Origin of the sequence: Microbacterium sp. T2.11-28 (assembly GCF_950097975.1) — a bacterium.
Classification (GTDB): Bacteria; Actinomycetota; Actinomycetes; order Actinomycetales; family Microbacteriaceae; genus Microbacterium.
This window is the reverse complement of record NZ_CATNHF010000012.1, coordinates 142,055-158,841: the sequence shown is the minus strand read 5'-3', so window position 1 is coordinate 158,841 and position 16,787 is coordinate 142,055. Positions and strand designations below refer to the sequence as shown.

Genomic DNA, 16,787 nt, shown 5'->3' with positions numbered 1-16,787 from the left:
ACCCATCATCGGGCTCTCGCTACTTCGCGATCACGTACACGTTCGTGGAGAGTCGGAGGTGGTCACCGTCCGGAGCTTCACCGCTGTTGGGTACGAGCAGATAGTTCACGGCTGTGCTCTCTGACACCGTGATCTCTCGACCGAAGAAGTCGCAGGCCGCTTGGGTATCGCCATCCGTCGGCACGATCACGAGACATGCGTGGTCTTCGGACGCGCCTCGTGCGATCCAGACACGCGTCCCCTCGTACTCGCCGACGAGTCTTGCCGATTCGGGGGTGAGGACGGCATCGTCAGCCACCGAACCGGGGAGCTGGTCAGAGGATTGAGCGGCACGCTCCAGATCGTCGTAAGGCGAGGTCGACGTCGCACAACCAGTGAGCCCAACGGATGTCACCGCGACAACGACTGCGACGCACAACGATGATCGAGCCCCTTGAGCTTGGACGCTCCGAGATCTGATCATCGTGAACCCGCTCTGTCGGTCTCGAAGAGGTGCTTGACGCCGGACTCTGTCAGTCAGTCCTGCCGCGACAGTACTCGTACTTCCGGCGGCGAGCGCCGCTCACGCAGCGACCTGCGACGCCCAGCCGGAAACGACGAAGCCGGTCGGAGCTTCTGACTCCGACCGGCTTCATGGTTGTTCTTCGCTGTGCGCGAGGGGGGAGTTGAACCCCCACGCCCTTTCGGGCACTGGCACCTGAAGCCAGCGCGTCTGCCTATTCCGCCACTCGCGCGAAATCCGCGTCTCCGCGAACTCAACCTCCCGAGGATATCACGGCCCCGTCGGTGCGCAGAATCGCCGTGTCCGGAGCGCGCACAGGCGTGTGTTCAGACTCTGCAACTACCATGTGAGCACCGGTCCGCCTGCCAGAGGAGCCCCGTGGGACTACTTGACAGCTTCGAGAAGGGGCTGGAGCGCGCCGTGAACGGCGCGTTCGCGAAGACCTTCCGCAGCGGTGTCCAGCCTGTCGAGATCGCGTCCGCGCTGCGGAGCGAGCTCGACAAGAAGGCCGCCGTCGTGAGCCGCGATCGCATCCTCGCGCCCAACACGTTCGCCGTGCGGCTGTCGCCGACCGACGCCGAGCGGCTGAGCACGCTCGGCTCCACGCTCGACACCGAACTGCTCCGCCTGGTCGAGGACCACGCGAAGGCGCAGGGCTACAGCTTCGCCGGCCCTGTGACGATCTCCGTGAACACCGACGAGCAGCTGTCCACCGGCACCCTCCGCGTCGATTCGCGCAGCGCCGCGGGCGATGTGTCGTGGCGGGCCGTCGTCGAGGTCGAGGGCAAGCGGCACCCGCTGGTCAAGAGCCGCACGGTCATCGGCCGCGGCAGCGACGCCGACATCACCATCGCGGATGCTGGAACGAGCCGCCGCCACGTCGAGATCCTGTGGGACGGCGAGCGCGCGATGGTGCGCGACATGAACTCCACCAACGGCACCAAGCTCAACGGCGCGAAGGTCGTCGAGGCGGGCCTGACGCCCGGCTCGGTCGTGACGATCGGCCGCACCGACATCGTCTTCACCGTGGTGCCGCAGACGACGCCGGCCCGGCCCTCGATGTCGGCCGACGATGCGACGCGTGCCTTCGACTTCGGAGGAGCGTCGTGAGCTCACTGACCCTGTTGCTGCTGCAGGTCGGGTTCCTGGTCCTGCTGTGGTTCTTCGTCTTCGCCGTCGTGTATTCGCTCCGCGCCGACCTGTTCGGCGTGAAGGCGCGGAAGCTCCCCGAGCCGCCCGCCGCCGCGCCGGCGCCCGCGCCGAACGTCGCCGCGCCGTCTCCGGCCGCAGCCACGGCCCCGGTCTCGTCGCCGGCGCCCGGCCGCAGCGGCGTCGACAAGGCCACCACCGACACGGTCTCGCGCATTGTGATCACGAGCGGCCCGAAGGCGGGGCTCGAGGTGCCGCTGGGCTCGGAGCCGGTCACGATCGGCCGATCCAGCGAGTCGGGTCTCGTCATCCGCGACGACTACACGTCATCGCACCACGCGCGCCTGCTGCTGTGGGGCGAGCAGTGGATGGTCCAGGACCTGGACTCGACCAACGGCACCTGGCACAACGGCGAGCGCGTCACCACCCCGGTGCCGGTCATCGTCGGCGCGACGATCAAGGTCGGCGCGACGACGTTCGAGCTGCGGAAGTAGCGGGCGCCGATCCATGGTCTTCGAGGGCTCGAGTGTCGCCATCTCCCATACGGGGAAGGTGCGATCGAACAACCAGGACTCGGGCTATTCCGGCTCGAACCTGTTCGCGGTCGCCGACGGCATGGGTGGCCACGCCGGCGGTGACGTCGCGTCGAGCCTCGCGATCCACCGCCTGAAGGACCTCGACCACGCCTTCCCGTCGACCGCCGCGGCCGAGCGGGCGCTGCGGGACGCCATCGCCGACACCGCGACCGAGCTCATCGACACCGTGGTGGTGCGGCCGGAGCTGGCCGGCATGGGGACGACGGTCAGCGCGATCGTGATGGTCGACGACCACGCCGTGATCGCGCACATCGGCGACTCCCGCGTCTACCTGTACCGCGACGACGCCCTCACGCAGATCACGACCGACCACACCTTCGTGCAGCGGCTGGTCGACTCGGGACGCATCACCCCCGAGGAGGCGCGCTACCACCCGCGCCGTTCCGTGCTCATGCGCGTGCTGGGCGACATGGACCCCGACCCCGAGATCGACGCGTTCGTCATGCAGACCCAGCCGGGCGACCGCTGGCTCATCTGCTCCGACGGCCTGTCGGGAGTGGTCGACGACGCGCACACGGGCAAGGTGCTCGGCCAGGGCCTGGCCCCAGGGCGCACGGCCGACCTGCTGCTGAAGCAGGCGCTCGACGGCGGCGCGCCCGACAACGTGACGATCGTCCTCGTCGACGTCGGCGGAGCGCATCCCGTCGTCAGCGGCACCCCGACGATCGTCGGGTCGGCCTCGACGCCGCAGGGCATCGAGGTCCCCGCCGCGCGGCCCGGCCGCACGAGCTGGCTGCACCCGGGCCGCCAGGCCGCCAACGAGCCCACGCACTTCGAGCCCGCCGCCGAGTTCCTCGAGGAGGTCATCGAGGAGGATCGCCGCCGCGCCCGCCGCCGCCGCATCTGGTGGCTGGTCGGACTCCTCGTGGTGCTCGCCGCCCTCGCGGGCGCGCTGTTCGGCGCCTACCAGTGGACCCAGACCCGCTACTTCATCGGTCCCGACGACGACTCGGTCGTGATCTACCGCGGGATCCCGCAGGACATCGGCCCGATCTCGCTCGCGTCGGTCTACGAGGACACCGGCATCCTGCTGGCCGACCTCCGTGCCTACCAGCGCATCTCCGTGGAGCAGACGATCGCGGTGCGCTCGCTCGCCGACGCGCAGGCCCGCATCGACAACCTGCGCCCAGAGCCAGAACCGACGCCCGAGCCCGAGGCGACGCCGGAGCCCACGCCGGAGGTGACCCCGTGACCGCCGAGATCCAGGCCGACACCCAGGTGATGAAGGCGCTGCGCCGCATCCGCATGCCGCAGACCCACCGCAACCGCGAGCTGTGGCTGCTGCTGTTCGCGTTCCTCGTCAACGGCAGCGCGACGGCCCTCGTGCAGCTGGGCGTCCTGGGCGAGATCGAGTGGACGTTCCTCTACCTGTGCGGCGGGCTGACGGTGCTCGCGCTGATCCTGCACGTCGTGCTGCGCCTTCGGGCTCCGGCGGCCGACCCGTTCGTCGTTCCGATCGCCACGCTGCTGACCGGGCTGGGCATCGCGATGATCTACCGCATCGACCTCGGCAAGGGATGGGAGGGCTGGGAGGGCTTCTCGCTGCGCCAGCTGGCCTGGTCGGCGATCGCGATCGCCGCCGCCATCGCGATCGTCATCGCGCTGCGCAACTACCGCGTCCTCTTCCGCTACACCTACGTCTTCGGCTTCGCGGGCATCGCGCTGCTGCTGCTCCCGTTCGTGCCGGGACTGGGCGTCGAGGCCGGGGCCGACGTCTGGGTCTCGGTGGCGGGGCTCTTCTCGTTCCAGCCGGGCGAGCTCGCCAAGATCGCCCTGGCGATCTTCTTCGCGGGCTACCTCGTGCGCACCCGCGAGGCGCTCGCCTCGGTGGGCACCCGCTTCCTCGGGGTCACCTGGCCGCGGGCGCGCGAGCTGGGCCCGGTGCTGGTGGTGTGGGGCGTCTCGCTCGGCATCATCGTGCTCCAGCGCGACCTCGGCACGGGACTGCTGATCTTCGGCATGTTCATCGCGATGATCTACGTCGCGACCGGCAAGACGAGCTGGGTGATCATCGGCGTCACGCTCGCCGTCGCCGGTGCGCTGGCCGCCGCCCAGGTGCTCCCGTACGTGCACGCGCGCTTCACGAACTGGCTCGACGCCTTCAACCCCGAGACGATCGACGGGTCGAGCCTGCAGCTGGCCAGCGGCGTGTTCGGGCTCGCCCAGGGGGGCCTGTTCGGCACCGGCCTCGGCCTCGGCCGGCCCGGGATCACCCCGCTGGCGTGGAGCGACTACATCATCCCGAGCCTCGGCGAGGAGCTCGGCCTCGTCGGCCTGTTCGCGATCCTCGCGCTCTACATGGTGTTCGTGAGCCGCGGCATCCGCGTCGGCATCGCCGGGCAGGACGATTTCGGCAAGCTGCTGGCGACGGGGCTGTCGTTCACGATCGCGCTGCAGGTGTTCATCATGGTCGGCGGCGTGACGCGCCTGATCCCGCTGACCGGTCTCACGACGCCCTTCCTCGCGGCGGGCGGCTCCTCGCTGATCGCGAACTGGATGATCGTCGCGATCCTGCTGCGCATCTCGGACGCCGTCCGCTCCCGGCCCCGCGTGGTGATCGGATGAGCGGGGTGCGCGACATGTCGCGAGAAGCCGGGCGACGAGACGAGACGGGGGTGTCGGCATGACGAAGGAACTGCGCCGTCTCAGCATCGTCATGCTAGTGATGTTCCTCGGCCTGCTCGGGGCGACGAGCTGGATCCAGGTGGTCGCCGCCAACGAGCTGCAGGCCAACCCGCACAACAAGCGCGCCGTGTACGACTCGTACGAGGTGCAGCGGGGATCGATCTTCGCCGGCAGCGAGGTGATCGCCTCCTCGGTCGCCAGCGACGACGTGTACAGCTGGCAGCGCCAGTACCCCGACGCCGAGATGTGGGCGCCGGTGACCGGGTACATGAACCCGGTGCTGAACTCCCGGACGGGACTCGAGCAGGCGATGAACGCGCAGCTGGCGGGGACCGGGAGCTCGCAGTTCCTCGCCCGCATCGAGCGGATCGTCAGCGGTCAGCCGCCGCGCGGCTCCAACGTCCTCACGACGCTCGACCCCGAGCTGCAGAAGATCGCGTTCGACGCCCTCGACGGCTACCAGGGCGCGGTCGTCGCGATCGAGCCCGACACCGGCCGCATCCTCGCCATGGCCACGAGCCCGTCCTTCGACACGAACCAGCTCGCGTCCCACGATTCGGCGGCGGTCAACGAGGCGAACGACGAGCTCGTCGCCGACCCCGCCAAGCCGCTCTACAACCGGGCGATCGGCGGCGACCTCGACCCGCCCGGGTCGACCTTCAAGCTCGTCGTCGCGTCGGCGGCTCTGGCATCGGGTCAGTACACGCCCGAGTCGACGTTCGACAACCCGGCGACATGGACGCTCCCGGGCACCAGCACCGACATCCACAACTTCGACCGCGGCACGTGCGGCCCCGGCGAGAAGGTCACCCTCGCCGACGCCCTGCGCCTGAGCTGCAACATCCCGATGGCGCAGCTGGCCGTGGCCCTCGGCGACGACGCGATCCGCGCCGAGGCGGAGAAGTACGGGTTCAACCGCTCCTTCGAGCTCCCGCTCACCTCGACCGCGTCGGTCTACCCCGCCGTGCTCAACGAGCCGCAGACGGCGCTCAGCGGCTTCGGGCAGAGCGACGTGCGCGCGACGCCGCTGCAGATGGCGATGGTGGCCGCCGGCATCGCCAACGACGGCGTGGTCATGAACCCCCGCATGGTGGACTCCGTCGTGGCCGCCGACCTCACCGAGCAGGAGCGGTTCGAGAGCACCGAGTTCGGCCGCGCTCTGACCGCCGAGCAGGCCGAGACCATGACCACGATGATGATCGCCAATGTCCGTGAGGGCGCGGCGAGCGGTGCAAGAATAGACGGCGTGGACGTCGCCGGGAAGACCGGCACGGCGGAGCACGGCCCCGGCGATCCGTACACCCTCTGGTTCACCGGGTTCGCGCCCGCGGAGGACCCGGAGGTCGTCGTCGCGGTGATGGTGCAGGACGGTGGAGGACTCGGCCAGAACGGCACGAGTAACGGGATCGCGGCCCCCATCGCGAAGAAAGTCATTGAGGCGGTGCTGAGCAGATGAGACCGACGCAGGGTGTGAGCTTCGGCGGGCGCTACGAGCTGGAGTCGCGGATCGCGATCGGCGGGATGGGCGAGGTCTGGGAGGCCACCGACCATGTGATCGGGCGCACCGTCGCCATCAAGATCCTCAAAGACGAGTACATGGGCGACCCGGGCTTCCTGGAGCGCTTCCGCGCCGAGGCCCGCCACGCCGCGCTCGTCAACCACGAGGGCATCGCCAGCGTCTTCGACTACGGCGAGGAGAACGGCTCCGCCTTCCTGGTGATGGAACTCGTCCCCGGCGAGGCCCTGTCGACGATCCTCGAGCGCGAGGGCTCGCTGTCCAGCGACAAGACGCTCGACATCGTCGCCCAGACGGCCTCCGCGCTGCAGGCGGCCCACGCCGCCGGACTCGTGCACCGCGACATCAAGCCCGGCAACCTGCTGATCACCCCCGACGGCCGCGTGAAGATCACCGACTTCGGCATCGCGCGCATCGCCGATCAGGTCCCGCTGACGGCGACCGGTCAGGTCATGGGCACGGTGCAGTACCTGTCGCCCGAGCAGGCCTCCGGGCACGCGGCGTCGCCGGCCACCGACATCTACTCGCTCGGGATCGTGGCGTACGAGTGCCTTGCGGGCAAGCGTCCGTTCACGGGCGAGTCGCAGGTCGCGATCGCGATGGCGCAGATCAACGACACGCCCCCGCCGCTGCCGCCCACGGTGGCGACCCCGGTGCAGAACCTCGTGATGAGCATGATCGCGAAGAAGCCCGACGAGCGTCCGGCGACCGCGTCGGCGGTGGCACGTGCGGCCACCGCGCTGCGCCGCGGCGACGTCGCGGGCGCCGCCGCCATCGTGCCCGCCATCGCGGGGGCCGCGGCCGTCGACGACGTGACACGGCTGCTCACGGGCGGGCTGGGGACCGACCAGGCCACGCGCCTGCTTCCCGCGACGTCGGTCATCGACGAGCGCGTGGAGCAGACCGATGAGCCCGCCGAGCAGAAGCGCAAGCGGAGCCCGTGGACGTGGCCGCTGGTCGCGCTCATCGTCCTGCTGCTGCTCATCCTCGGCGGCACCATCTTCGCGCTCCTCAACGGCGGCGGCGGCGAGGAGCCGGCACCGAGCTCGCCTCCTCCCAGCTCGCCGTCGTCCTCGGCGCCCAGCACTCCGCCGAACACGCCCAGTCCGGACCCCGAGCCGACGAGCGTCGATGTGGCGACGCTGAACCTCGAGGGCGAGACCTGCGAGAGCGCCCGGTCCATCGCGCAGGGAGCGGGCTTCACGGCCGGCGTCCAGTGCACGGCGGGCGATCCCGCACCGTCCGCGGACCAGGAGGGCCTCGTGTACCGCGTGCAGCCCGAGGGCGACGTGCCGTTCACGACGGCGCTGAACCTCACCGTGTACGACGCGGAGACGCCGATCGCGACGCCGACCACGCCGAGCATCGAGGGCGGTCTCAACGCCAGCTCTGTGGAGGCCGGGTCGACCGTGCAGGTCGTGTGGCCCGGGTTCACCTGCCCGGCGGGCACCCAGACGGTCCAGTTCTACAACTTCGTCGTCGAGGGAGGCTCCTTCGAGACGGGTGACACGACGGCGTCGTTCACGAGCGCCGACCCGCGCACCCAGAACATCGTCGTGGGCGATTCGGGCACCCTGTCGGTGTCCTACGCCGTGAACTGCACCAACGGCGAGCGGGAACGCGATTCGCCCACCTCCGACCCTGCCACCGCGACGATCGTCCCGGCCGCCGACACCGGTGACGGCGAGGGCGACGGCGCCGACGGCTGAGCCCGTCGCGCCGCGTCGCTCCCTCCGTTGTCCCAGGAACGGTCGGATAGGCTGGCGTGGTTCAGCACAGGGAGTGAAGTGGCAGCAGAGGCGCGCGTGCTTTCGGGCCGCTACCGCATCGACGAACTGGTCGGTCGCGGCGGTATGGCGACCGTCTATCGCGGACAGGATCTGACGCTCGGCCGCACCGTCGCGATCAAGATCCTCAAGCGCGAGCTGGCCGCCGACAACGCCTTCCGCACGCGCTTCCGCCTGGAGGCCCAGGCCGCCTCGCGCATGTCGCACCCCGCGATCGTCCGTGTCTACGACGCCGGCGAGGACGTGGAGACCGACCCCGACGGAACGCAGCACCCGCTGCCGTTCATCGTCATGGAGCTCGTGCAGGGCCGGCTGCTGAAGGACATCATCTCCGCCGGGCCCGTCACCGTTCCCGACGCGGTGCGCTACGTCGACGGCATCCTCGAGGCCCTCGAGTACTCGCATCGCGCCGGGGTCGTCCACAGGGACATCAAGCCCGGCAATGTGATGGTCACCGAGCAGGGCCAGGTGAAGGTCATGGACTTCGGGATCGCACGCGCGGTCTCCGATTCGTCCTCGACGGTCGCCGAGACCACCGCGATCATCGGCACCGCCTCGTACTTCTCGCCCGAGCAGGCCAAGGGAGAGCCGGTCGATGCCCGCGCCGACCTGTACTCGGCCGGCGTGGTGCTCTACGAGCTGCTGACCGGCCGCACGCCCTTCCGCGGCGACACGCCGGTCGCCGTCGCCTACCAGCATGTGAGCGAGGCACCGGTCCCGCCGTCCGAGCTGGTGGGCACCGTGCCCCGCTCCCTCGACGCGATCGTGCTGCGCGCGCTCGCGAAGGACCCCTTCCAGCGGTTCCCCGACGCCGCGACCTTCCGCGAGACCCTCGATGCGACGGTCGACGGCAAGACGCCGAGCAAGCGCCAGGTCGGCGCTCTGCACAGCGAGCTGTACGGCGCGAACCCGCGTCAGGCCGCCGAGACGGCACGCTCGCTGCGACAGCTGAGCACCGACACCACGATGCGCCGCACCCAGGCCGGGCCGCCCGTGGCGTGGATCTGGACCGGCGTGGTCGTGCTGGCGGCGCTGTTGGTCTCCGTCTTCATCTGGGTGCTGATGATCCGGCCGACGGCCGAGGTGCCGAGCACCGCCCGCGAGGTGCCCGACCTGATCGACATGTCCTGGGAGCGCGCCAACGAAGAGCTCGGGCGCAACGACCTGCAGGGGCAGCAGCTCGACGAGAGCAGCGAGACCATCGCGGCGGGCAACGTCATCCGCACCGACCCGGTCGCCGGCACGACGGTGACGCCCGGCCAGGAGATCAAGGTGTACGTCTCGACCGGGCAGGAGCTCGCGAGCGTGCCCGTCCTGGAGTCGCTCTCCCGCAGCGAGGCGACCAAGGCGCTGGCCGATGCCGGTCTGAAGCTCGGTACGGTGACCACGCGCAACGATCCCGACCTCCCGGCCGACACGGTGATCGACGCGAGCCTCGATCAGGGTCAGGAGGTCGCCGTCGGCACGACGGTGAACCTGGTGGTGGCCAGCGGCAAGGTGACCGTCGTCAACATGGCCGGCTACCGCCTCGACGCCGCGCAGCGTGCGCTCGAGGCCGAGGACCTCGCTCTGACGCCGAGCGTCGTCGAGGACCCGAACTGCACGGGCGATCCCGAGAACCAGATCGTGAAGTCGCAGTCGGCGATCGGCGATGTGCCGATCCACTCGACGATCGAACTCGTCGTCTGCACCGGCGAGTGACGGCGGCGCCGCTCAGCCGACGCGGCGGTGGGGAGTGAGCTCCGCCCCCCGCAGGGCCGCGCCCCCGACGCCGACGCGCTCCAGCCAGTTGCCGAGGAGCCGGTAGCCGCCTTCGGACAGCACGCTCTCCGGGTGGAACTGAACGCCCCACAGCGGCAGTGAGCGGTGCGCGAGGCCCATCACCACACCCGAGTCGGTGGTCGCGGTGATCTCCAGTTCGGACGGCACCGTCTCGCGGACCACGGCCAGCGAGTGGTAACGGGTGGCCGCGAACGGATCGGGCAGACCCGCGAAGAGCGCGCTGCCGTCGTGGTGCACCGGCGAGGTGATGCCGTGGAGCAGCTCGGGCGCATGCGACACGGTCGCGCCGTACGCCTCGGCGAGCGCCTGATGGCCGAGGCACACTCCGAGCAGCGGCAGTCGCCGGTCCGCCGCGGCGCGCACGACGGCGATCGAGGCCCCCGCGTCGGCCGGGGCACCCGGGCCGGGTGAGACGAGCACTCCCGCGTACGCATCGAGGGCGGCGGCCGGATCGCTCACGGCATCCGCCTCGACCAGATCGGTCTCGGCGCCGAGCTCGCGCAGATACCCGACGAGGGTGTGGACGAAGCTGTCGTGGTTGTCCACCACGAGCACCCGCGGCACGCTAGCCACCGATCGTCGACTCCTGCGGGGTGATGAACTGCGCCGCCCACGGGAAGACGTACCAGAAGAGGCCGTACAGGACGGCGGCGAGCAGAGCCAGCAGGATGAGCACGCGCACCCAGGCAGGACCGGGCAGGATGCGCCACAGCGCGGCGTACATCAGGCGCTCACCCCCTCGGTGAGAGAGGCGGGCGGTCCGTCGGCGCGGGGGGTGAAGCTCTCGAACAGCGCGTACGCGATGATGCGCTCGAGCATGTTCAGCTTCGGCGCGCAGCTGGTGAGCGTGAGGTAGCGACCATCGGCCTCGACGCCCACCTGCTGCGGGACGGGCAGCAGCACCTCGACCTGGGTGTCCTGCACGTACTCGAGCGTGCGGAAGCGATAGGTGTACCAGCCGTCCTTGGTCTCGATGACGATGGCATCGCCCACCACGAGCTTGTCGATGGGGTCGAACGGCGCGCCCGAGGTCCACCGGTGCGCGGCGTAGACGGTGTTGCCGACCTCGCCCGGCATCGCCGTGTCGGGATAGTGGCCGATCTCGCCCTCGTCCAGGATGTCGGGGCGCGTGACGCCGCCGGCGATCGTGAACTTCCAGTCCTTGCCGAACCGGGGGATCTGCATCACGCCGAACTCGGCGCCGTGGCGGGGCTGGTCGAGCACGGGGACGATCGGCTCGCCGGGATCCGCCGGCTCCTCCGTGGGCGACGGCGCGGCGGGGGTCGCACTCGCGAACTCCTGCGCCCACGTCTGCGTCAGCTGCGACGCCTCGGCCTGCTTCTGCGAGCCGATGATCCAGTCGCCGATCCACAGCTGCCACGCCACGAACAGCAGGGCGATCACGCCGGCGGTGATCAGCAGCTCGCCGAGCACGCCTGCGATCGTCGCACCGCGTCGCCGCGGGCGCGGTGCCGCCGCCGCGTTCTCCCCCATGCCGCCGATTCTCCCACACCACGCATGGATGGCTGCTGGTGAACGGGCACTGGACGATAGGATCGTTCGCATGGCACGTTCAGGCAACGACGGCGACCCGATCGTCGAGCACCACGAGGGCGAGCCCGCCCCGAACCCGGTCTGGTTCAAGCCGATCATGCTCGGTCTGATGATCATCGGACTGATCTGGGTGATCGTCTTCTACCTCAGCGGATCGCGCTTCCCGATCCCCGACATCGGCGCATGGAACCTCGTCATCGGTTTCGGCATCGCCTTCGTCGGGTTCCTCATGACCACGCGCTGGCGCTGACCCGCCCGCACCCGCGCACACGAGACGCCGCCCCGGTTCGCCGAGGCGGCGTCTCGTCGTATCCCGGCGCGTCGTCGGCGGGAGTTATCCACAGCTCTGTCCACAGGTGGGGATGAATTACACCGGTGTCATTCACAGGTGTGGATACCCTGTGCGAAGTGCCGCGCGACCAGTGATCGGCGGGTGTCAGCTGTAGTACACCAGCAGCGGCACGACCAGGAGAGCCAGCAGGCCCACGGCGGTCGCCGCGAGCAGGAGCTTCTGCGTGCGCTGCTGACGGACCGCCCGCGTCCGCGCGAAGACGAACCCCACGAGCAGGCCCACGAGTCCGCCGCCGATGTGCGCCTGCCACGAGATGTTCGAGCCCGGCAGGAAGGTGATCACCAGGTTCAGTCCCAGCAGCACGGCGATCGCCGTCACGTTCACACCGAGGTGGCGGCCGATGACGAACATGGCGCCGAGCAGACCCCATACCGCGCCGGATGCTCCGACCACCCAGGTGCCCGGGGCCAGCAGCGCCACGAGCACCGAGCCGCCGAGCGCGCTCAGCAGGTACAGCACCGCGAACCGCCATCGTCCGAGCAGCGGCTCGAGGCTGCGACCGAGGGCCCACAGCGCGAGCATGTTCAGCGCGACGTGCCAGATGCTCGCGTGGACGAGGGTCACCGTCAGCAGCCGCCACGGCTGGAAGAACGGGCCCGGCACGAGGAATCCGCTGTTGAACGCCAGCCACGACTGCACCTGATCGCCGATCCCGCCGGGGATCAGCCCGATCAGGTAGAACAGCAGCGTGACGGCGACCAGGCCGTAGGTGACCAGCGGGCGCTCGTCCGAGGAGCGGACCGCCCGCAGCATCCGCTGCGAGCGCGGCGGCCGCGTCGCCTGCGCCGCCTTCTGCTGGTCACGCAGGCACTCCGGGCAGATGACGCCCACCGGCATCTGCGTCTGGCACTCCGGGCAGATCGTGCGGGTGCACCGCTGGCACAGCACGAAGCTCTGCCGATCGGGATGCCGATAGCAGAAGTTCTCCGGGTCGGCCCGGTAGTCCGGTGTCGTCACGTGCTGCGCCGAGGCCCCGTCGCGGACTCAGGCCGCGACGACGTCGATCGACGAGATCACGACGGGCTGGACCGGACGGTCGCCCGCACCCGTGGGAACCGCGCCGATCGCGTCGACGACGGCCCGGGAGGCGTCGTCGGCGACCTCGCCGAAGATGGTGTGCTTACCGTTGAGCCACGGCGTGGGGTCGGTCGTGATGAAGAACTGCGAGCCGTTCGTGCCCTCGGCCTGACCCGTGATCGCGTTGCGGCGGAGGCCCGCGTTGGCCATGGCCAGCAGGTACGGCGAGCCGAACGTCAGCTCGGGGTGGATCTCGTCGTTGAAGGTGTACCCGGGACCGCCCACGCCCTGGCCGAGCGGGTCGCCGCCCTGGATCATGAAGTTCGGGATGATGCGGTGGAAGATGACGTCGGTGTAGAGGGGGCCCTCGCCGGGCTTGCCCGTCGCCGGGTTCGTCCAGGCCTGCGAGCCGTCGGCGAGGCCGATGAAGTTCTGCACGGTGCGGGGCGCGTGGTCCCCGAAGAGGTTGACGACGATGTCGCCGTGGTTGGTGTGGATCGTCGCGACTGCGGTGTGGATCGGCATGCTCACCATTCTCACATCTGTCAACCCCTGGCGCGCTCTGCGGGGTCTGGCAAGATGGGACCAGGTCACTCAGACGAGCCAGGCGCGCCCGCAGAGGGCGAGCCGTACAAGGGAGGGCACCCCGTGAGCCTCAGCCGCAAGCGCAAGAAGGAACTCCGCAAGCTCCAGAAGCACGCGAACACCCTGTGGGAGTCGCAGCAGGTCCTGATCGGTCAGGCCGGTGAGGTCGCGCGCGAGGCGGGCCGCCAGCTGGGTCACTACAACCGCGAGCACGTCGTGCCGACGGTGCAGCACGGCTACGAGAAGTACGCCGCACCCTACGTCGACCAGGGACTGAGGACCTCCGCCAAGCTCTACAACGAGCGGGTCGCTCCGGCCGCAGGCGCGGTCATCGGCTCGGCCCTGTCGGTCTGGGACGCCGCCAACGAGAAGCGCGAGGCGCTCGCATCGGGCCGCGGCTTCGGCTCCATCGACGTCGCCAAGCTCCAGAAGAACGCGCAGAAGTACGGCAAGAACGCCGCGAAGAAGCTCGTCGTCGCCCCGCCCGCCAAGAAGGGCATCGGCGCCGGCGGCGTGCTGGCGATCATCTTCGGCGTGGTTGCGGCCGCCGGCGTGCTGTATGCGGCGTGGCAGACCCTCCGCGCGGACGACGAGCTCTGGGTCGCCGACGACCCGCTCCGCGCACCCGACGCGTGACCGACGGACACGGCAGCGCGGGCCTGGATCGGGTCCGCGCTGCGGCATCCGAGCACGGACTCGACATCGAGATCCGCGAGCGCCCCGCTGCGCGCAGCCTCGAGGAGGCCGCGGCGCTCCTGGGTCTGCAGCCCGCGGACATCGTGAAGACGCTGGTCGTCAAGCGCGCCGACGACACCTACCTGTTCGCACTCATCCCCGGTGACAAGGCGATCTCCTGGCCGAAGCTGCGCGCGGTCGTCGGCGTCAACAAGCTCCAGCTCCCCGATCCCGAGCGCGCCCTCGCGGCGACCGGCTACGAGCGCGGGACGATCGTCCCCCTCGGGAGCACCACCGACTGGCCGATCTTCGCCGACGAGTCGATCACCGGCAGGCGGGTCGCGATGGGGGCCGGCGCTCACGGCTACAGCCTCTTCGTGGACGCCGACGCGCTCATCGCCGCGTACGGCGCGACCGTCGCCGACATCTCGCAGCCCGTCGCATCGAACTGACGCGGCAGCTCAGTCCGCGAGTCCCGCCAGGCGGAGCGCGACGTCGACGAGCTTGACGTGGTGCAGCTCGCCGACGGCGGCGACGGGGAACCACTCGGCACGATCGGTCGAGCCGTCGACCTCGTTGCGCAGCCGGCCGCCGACGATGTGCGCCCGGTAGATGATGCGGAGCGCGTGCAGCGGCTGATCGTGTCCGCTGCGCACGCGCTGGCGTGCGGGGATGACGCGCGAATCGATGCCGAGCAGGCCGTCGAGCTCGACGCGGTAGCCGGTCTCCTCCCTCACCTCGCGGCGCGCGGCCACCTCGGGATCCTCGCCGGGTTCGAGTCCGCCGCCGGGAAGCGTCCACGAGGAGCGCCGGCCCTCGTGCCAGTGCGCGAGCAGCACCCGGCCGTCATCGTCAGTGATGACGGCGTAGGCCGCGACGCGCAGGTCCATGCCCGTCACCCTACTGGGACCGCGGCGCCGAGAACGTGGCGCAAAGGCCCGCTTCGCTCACGAAATGGCGACGATCTGCGCCACATTCTTCGGCTCTCCTGCGTCGGAGGGGCGTGACGCTATACTGCGGCGCATGACTCCCCGCGTCCCCCCCGCGGGCGAATCGGCGATCGCTCCTCCACCGTCGACGCCCCTGTTTCCGCGCCGCAGCTTCCTCGGCGGTGTCGCTGCGGCGTCGGCGGCCGCCCTCACGGTGCCCCTGCTCGATGCCCCCGTCGCTCACGCGGCCGACAGCTACGCGCCGGTCGCCTACCCCGCGACGCCCGTCGCGACCGACGAGGAACTGCACGTGATCCGCCGCTGGACGTACGGATTCCAGCCCGCCGCGCTGGCTGCGGTGCGCGAGGCGGGAGGCCCGCGGGCGTGGTTCGAGACGCAACTGGCGCCGCAGGATGTCGCCGAGTCCGCCACGGCCGCCGGCCTCGACTCCTGGTGGCGATGCATCACCGCGGATCCCCTCGACATCGTCGCCCGCGACCGCAGCGGGGAGGAGCCGGCCTGGCGGGCGATGGCCGCCTACGCGGGGTACGCCATGGTGAGGCGCCAGGAGTCGACTCGACAGGTGCTCGAGCTGATGACGGAGTTCTGGGAGGACCACTTCTACATCCCGATCCACGATGACGGGGTCTTCCCGTTCCGCATCGCGTTCGGGCACCGCATGCGCGAGCTCGCGCTCACGAGCTTCGAGGAGCTTCTCCAGGCGGCCACGGTGCATCCCGCGATGGGATGCTCGCTCGACAACGCCCGCTCGACCAAGCGCTCGGTCAACGAGAACCTGGGTCGGGAGCTGCTCGAACTGCACACCGTCGGCAAGGGCGCGGGATACGACGAAGACGCTGTGAAGGCGTCGGCCCGTCTCCTCACGGGCTACCGCGTCGACACGTGGTCCACATGGCAGGTGTCCTACGATCCCACCTGGCACGACACCGCTCCGGTGACGGTGCTGGGCTTCTCCCACCCCAACTCCGACCCCGACGGACGCGCCGCCGTGAGGGCCTACCTCTCCTACCTCGCCCGGCATCCCGCGACCGCCGAGCGGATCGCGCGCAAGCTCGCACGACGGTTCGTGAGCGACAGTCCCTCGTCGGCGCTGATCGAGCACCTCGCGTCCGTCTACCTCGACAACGGCACGCAGATCCGGCCCGTGCTCCGTGCGCTCGTCGACCACCCCGAGTTCTGGGCGTCGTCCGGGGCGAAGGTGAAGACGCCGACCGACGAGCTCGTCTCGGTGAACCGCGCGCTGGGCGTCTCGTTCGCGAAGCCGACCGCGCAGGACACCGGAGCCGTGCAGGCGCACTACATGGCGGGCGGTATCGGTGCGAGCGCCTGGTCGCACCCCCGGCCCGACGGACCGCCGCAGCACAACGACGCGTGGAACTCTCCGTCGCGCTTCCTCGCCTCCTGGGATGCGCACTGGACCCTGTCGGGCGGATGGTGGCCGACGAAGGACACGACGCACGTCCCGGCCGCGAAGCGGCTGCCCCAGCCCGAGCTCACCCTGGCGGAGTTCGTCGATCATCTCGCCCGGCGGATGACGGGCCAGGGGTCCACCTCCGGTCTCCTCGAGGCCGTGTGCACGGCCACGAAGGTCCGCCCGTCGGCGCTCGTGAACGCGCAGCACTCCATCGTGCGGTGGCAGATGCCCTGGGTGCTCGCGCTTGTGCTCAACCAACCGCTCTTCTACCTCCGATAGGGAC

17 protein-coding genes and 1 tRNA gene are annotated in these 16,787 nt (G+C 70.2%); 11 read left to right on the top strand and 7 right to left on the bottom strand.

The annotated features are described in order from the left end of the window. Positions 1-650: 650 nt before the first annotated feature. Positions 651-734, bottom strand: a tRNA-Leu gene (locus QQZ13_RS07820). 146 nt (positions 735-880) lie between these two features. On the opposite strand from QQZ13_RS07820, the gene QQZ13_RS07815 reads away from it, so the two are divergent. The 7 genes from QQZ13_RS07815 (at position 881) to pknB (ending at position 9,876) form a co-directional block, all read left to right on the top strand. Continuing rightward, positions 881-1,612 (top strand): DUF3662 and FHA domain-containing protein, encoded by a 732-nt coding sequence (locus QQZ13_RS07815; RefSeq protein ID WP_284528460.1) that lies wholly within the window; start codon positions 881-883, stop codon positions 1,610-1,612. Further along, entirely contained in the window at positions 1,609-2,145 is a 537-nt protein-coding gene (locus QQZ13_RS07810) for an FHA domain-containing protein (RefSeq protein ID WP_284528459.1), read from the top strand. The genes QQZ13_RS07815 and QQZ13_RS07810 overlap by 4 nt, the downstream gene beginning before the upstream one ends. A 13-nt stretch (positions 2,146-2,158) precedes the next feature. Continuing rightward, positions 2,159-3,439 carry a PP2C family serine/threonine-protein phosphatase gene (locus QQZ13_RS07805; RefSeq protein ID WP_284528458.1) on the top strand — a complete coding sequence of 427 codons (1,281 nt, stop codon included), beginning with the start codon at positions 2,159-2,161 and terminating at the stop codon, positions 3,437-3,439. After that, positions 3,436-4,812, top strand: coding sequence for an FtsW/RodA/SpoVE family cell cycle protein (locus QQZ13_RS07800; protein WP_284528457.1), 1,377 nt, complete (start codon positions 3,436-3,438; stop codon positions 4,810-4,812). The genes QQZ13_RS07805 and QQZ13_RS07800 overlap by 4 nt, the downstream gene beginning before the upstream one ends. Positions 4,813-4,870: 58 nt before the next feature. After that, entirely contained in the window at positions 4,871-6,328 is a 1,458-nt protein-coding gene (locus QQZ13_RS07795; RefSeq protein WP_284528456.1) for a penicillin-binding protein 2, read from the top strand. After that, positions 6,325-8,097, top strand: a complete 1,773-nt coding sequence (locus tag QQZ13_RS07790; RefSeq protein WP_284528455.1) for a serine/threonine-protein kinase — start codon at positions 6,325-6,327, stop codon at positions 8,095-8,097. Before QQZ13_RS07795 ends, QQZ13_RS07790 begins: the two co-directional genes overlap by 4 nt. 78 nt (positions 8,098-8,175) lie before the next feature. Then, positions 8,176-9,876 (top strand): Stk1 family PASTA domain-containing Ser/Thr kinase, encoded by a 1,701-nt coding sequence (gene pknB / locus QQZ13_RS07785; RefSeq protein WP_284528454.1) that lies wholly within the window; start codon positions 8,176-8,178, stop codon positions 9,874-9,876. Positions 9,877-9,888: 12 nt separating this feature from the next. On the opposite strand, the gene QQZ13_RS07780 is transcribed toward pknB, so the two are convergent. Genes QQZ13_RS07780 through QQZ13_RS07770 form a run of 3 tightly spaced genes read right to left on the bottom strand, consistent with a single transcriptional unit; the run spans position 9,889 to position 11,451 of the window. Then, positions 9,889-10,530, bottom strand: a complete 642-nt coding sequence (locus tag QQZ13_RS07780; RefSeq protein ID WP_284528453.1) for an aminodeoxychorismate/anthranilate synthase component II — start codon at positions 10,528-10,530, stop codon at positions 9,889-9,891. Continuing rightward, positions 10,523-10,681, bottom strand: a complete 159-nt coding sequence (locus QQZ13_RS07775) for a hypothetical protein (RefSeq protein ID WP_284528452.1) — start codon at positions 10,679-10,681, stop codon at positions 10,523-10,525. Before QQZ13_RS07775 ends, QQZ13_RS07780 begins: the two co-directional genes overlap by 8 nt. Beyond that, positions 10,681-11,451 (bottom strand): class E sortase, encoded by a 771-nt coding sequence (locus QQZ13_RS07770; RefSeq protein ID WP_284528451.1) that lies wholly within the window; start codon positions 11,449-11,451, stop codon positions 10,681-10,683. Before QQZ13_RS07770 ends, QQZ13_RS07775 begins: the two co-directional genes overlap by 1 nt. A 70-nt stretch (positions 11,452-11,521) precedes the next feature. On the opposite strand from QQZ13_RS07770, the gene QQZ13_RS07765 reads away from it, so the two are divergent. Beyond that, the gene (locus QQZ13_RS07765; protein ID WP_284528450.1) at positions 11,522-11,761 is read left to right on the top strand and encodes a cell division protein CrgA; all 240 of its coding nucleotides are present in this window, start codon (positions 11,522-11,524) and stop codon (positions 11,759-11,761) included. 186 nt (positions 11,762-11,947) lie between these two features. Here QQZ13_RS07765 and QQZ13_RS07760 read toward each other — a convergent pair whose 3' ends face one another. Both QQZ13_RS07760 and QQZ13_RS07755 read right to left on the bottom strand, forming a co-directional pair. Continuing rightward, a complete protein-coding gene (locus tag QQZ13_RS07760; RefSeq protein ID WP_284528449.1) occupies positions 11,948-12,820 on the bottom strand; it encodes a rhomboid family intramembrane serine protease in 873 nt (290 codons plus the stop codon). Between the two features lie 27 nt (positions 12,821-12,847). Next, positions 12,848-13,405, bottom strand: coding sequence for a peptidylprolyl isomerase (locus QQZ13_RS07755; RefSeq protein WP_284528448.1), 558 nt, complete (start codon positions 13,403-13,405; stop codon positions 12,848-12,850). A gap of 123 nt (positions 13,406-13,528) precedes the next feature. Here QQZ13_RS07755 and QQZ13_RS07750 point away from each other — a divergent pair, with 123 nt between their 5' ends. Together QQZ13_RS07750 and QQZ13_RS07745 are read left to right on the top strand one after the other, a co-directional pair. Then, a complete protein-coding gene (locus QQZ13_RS07750; RefSeq protein ID WP_284528447.1) occupies positions 13,529-14,101 on the top strand; it encodes a DNA helicase in 573 nt (190 codons plus the stop codon). Continuing rightward, positions 14,098-14,592 (top strand): aminoacyl-tRNA deacylase, encoded by a 495-nt coding sequence (locus tag QQZ13_RS07745; RefSeq protein WP_284528446.1) that lies wholly within the window; start codon positions 14,098-14,100, stop codon positions 14,590-14,592. Before QQZ13_RS07750 ends, QQZ13_RS07745 begins: the two co-directional genes overlap by 4 nt. A 9-nt stretch (positions 14,593-14,601) precedes the next feature. Here QQZ13_RS07745 and QQZ13_RS07740 read toward each other — a convergent pair whose 3' ends face one another. Next, entirely contained in the window at positions 14,602-15,030 is a 429-nt protein-coding gene (locus QQZ13_RS07740) for an NUDIX hydrolase (RefSeq protein ID WP_284528445.1), read from the bottom strand. Between the two features lie 133 nt (positions 15,031-15,163). Here QQZ13_RS07740 and QQZ13_RS07735 point away from each other — a divergent pair, with 133 nt between their 5' ends. Beyond that, positions 15,164-16,783, top strand: a complete 1,620-nt coding sequence (locus QQZ13_RS07735; RefSeq protein WP_284528444.1) for a DUF1800 domain-containing protein — start codon at positions 15,164-15,166, stop codon at positions 16,781-16,783. The last annotated feature ends 4 nt before the right edge of the window (positions 16,784-16,787 follow it).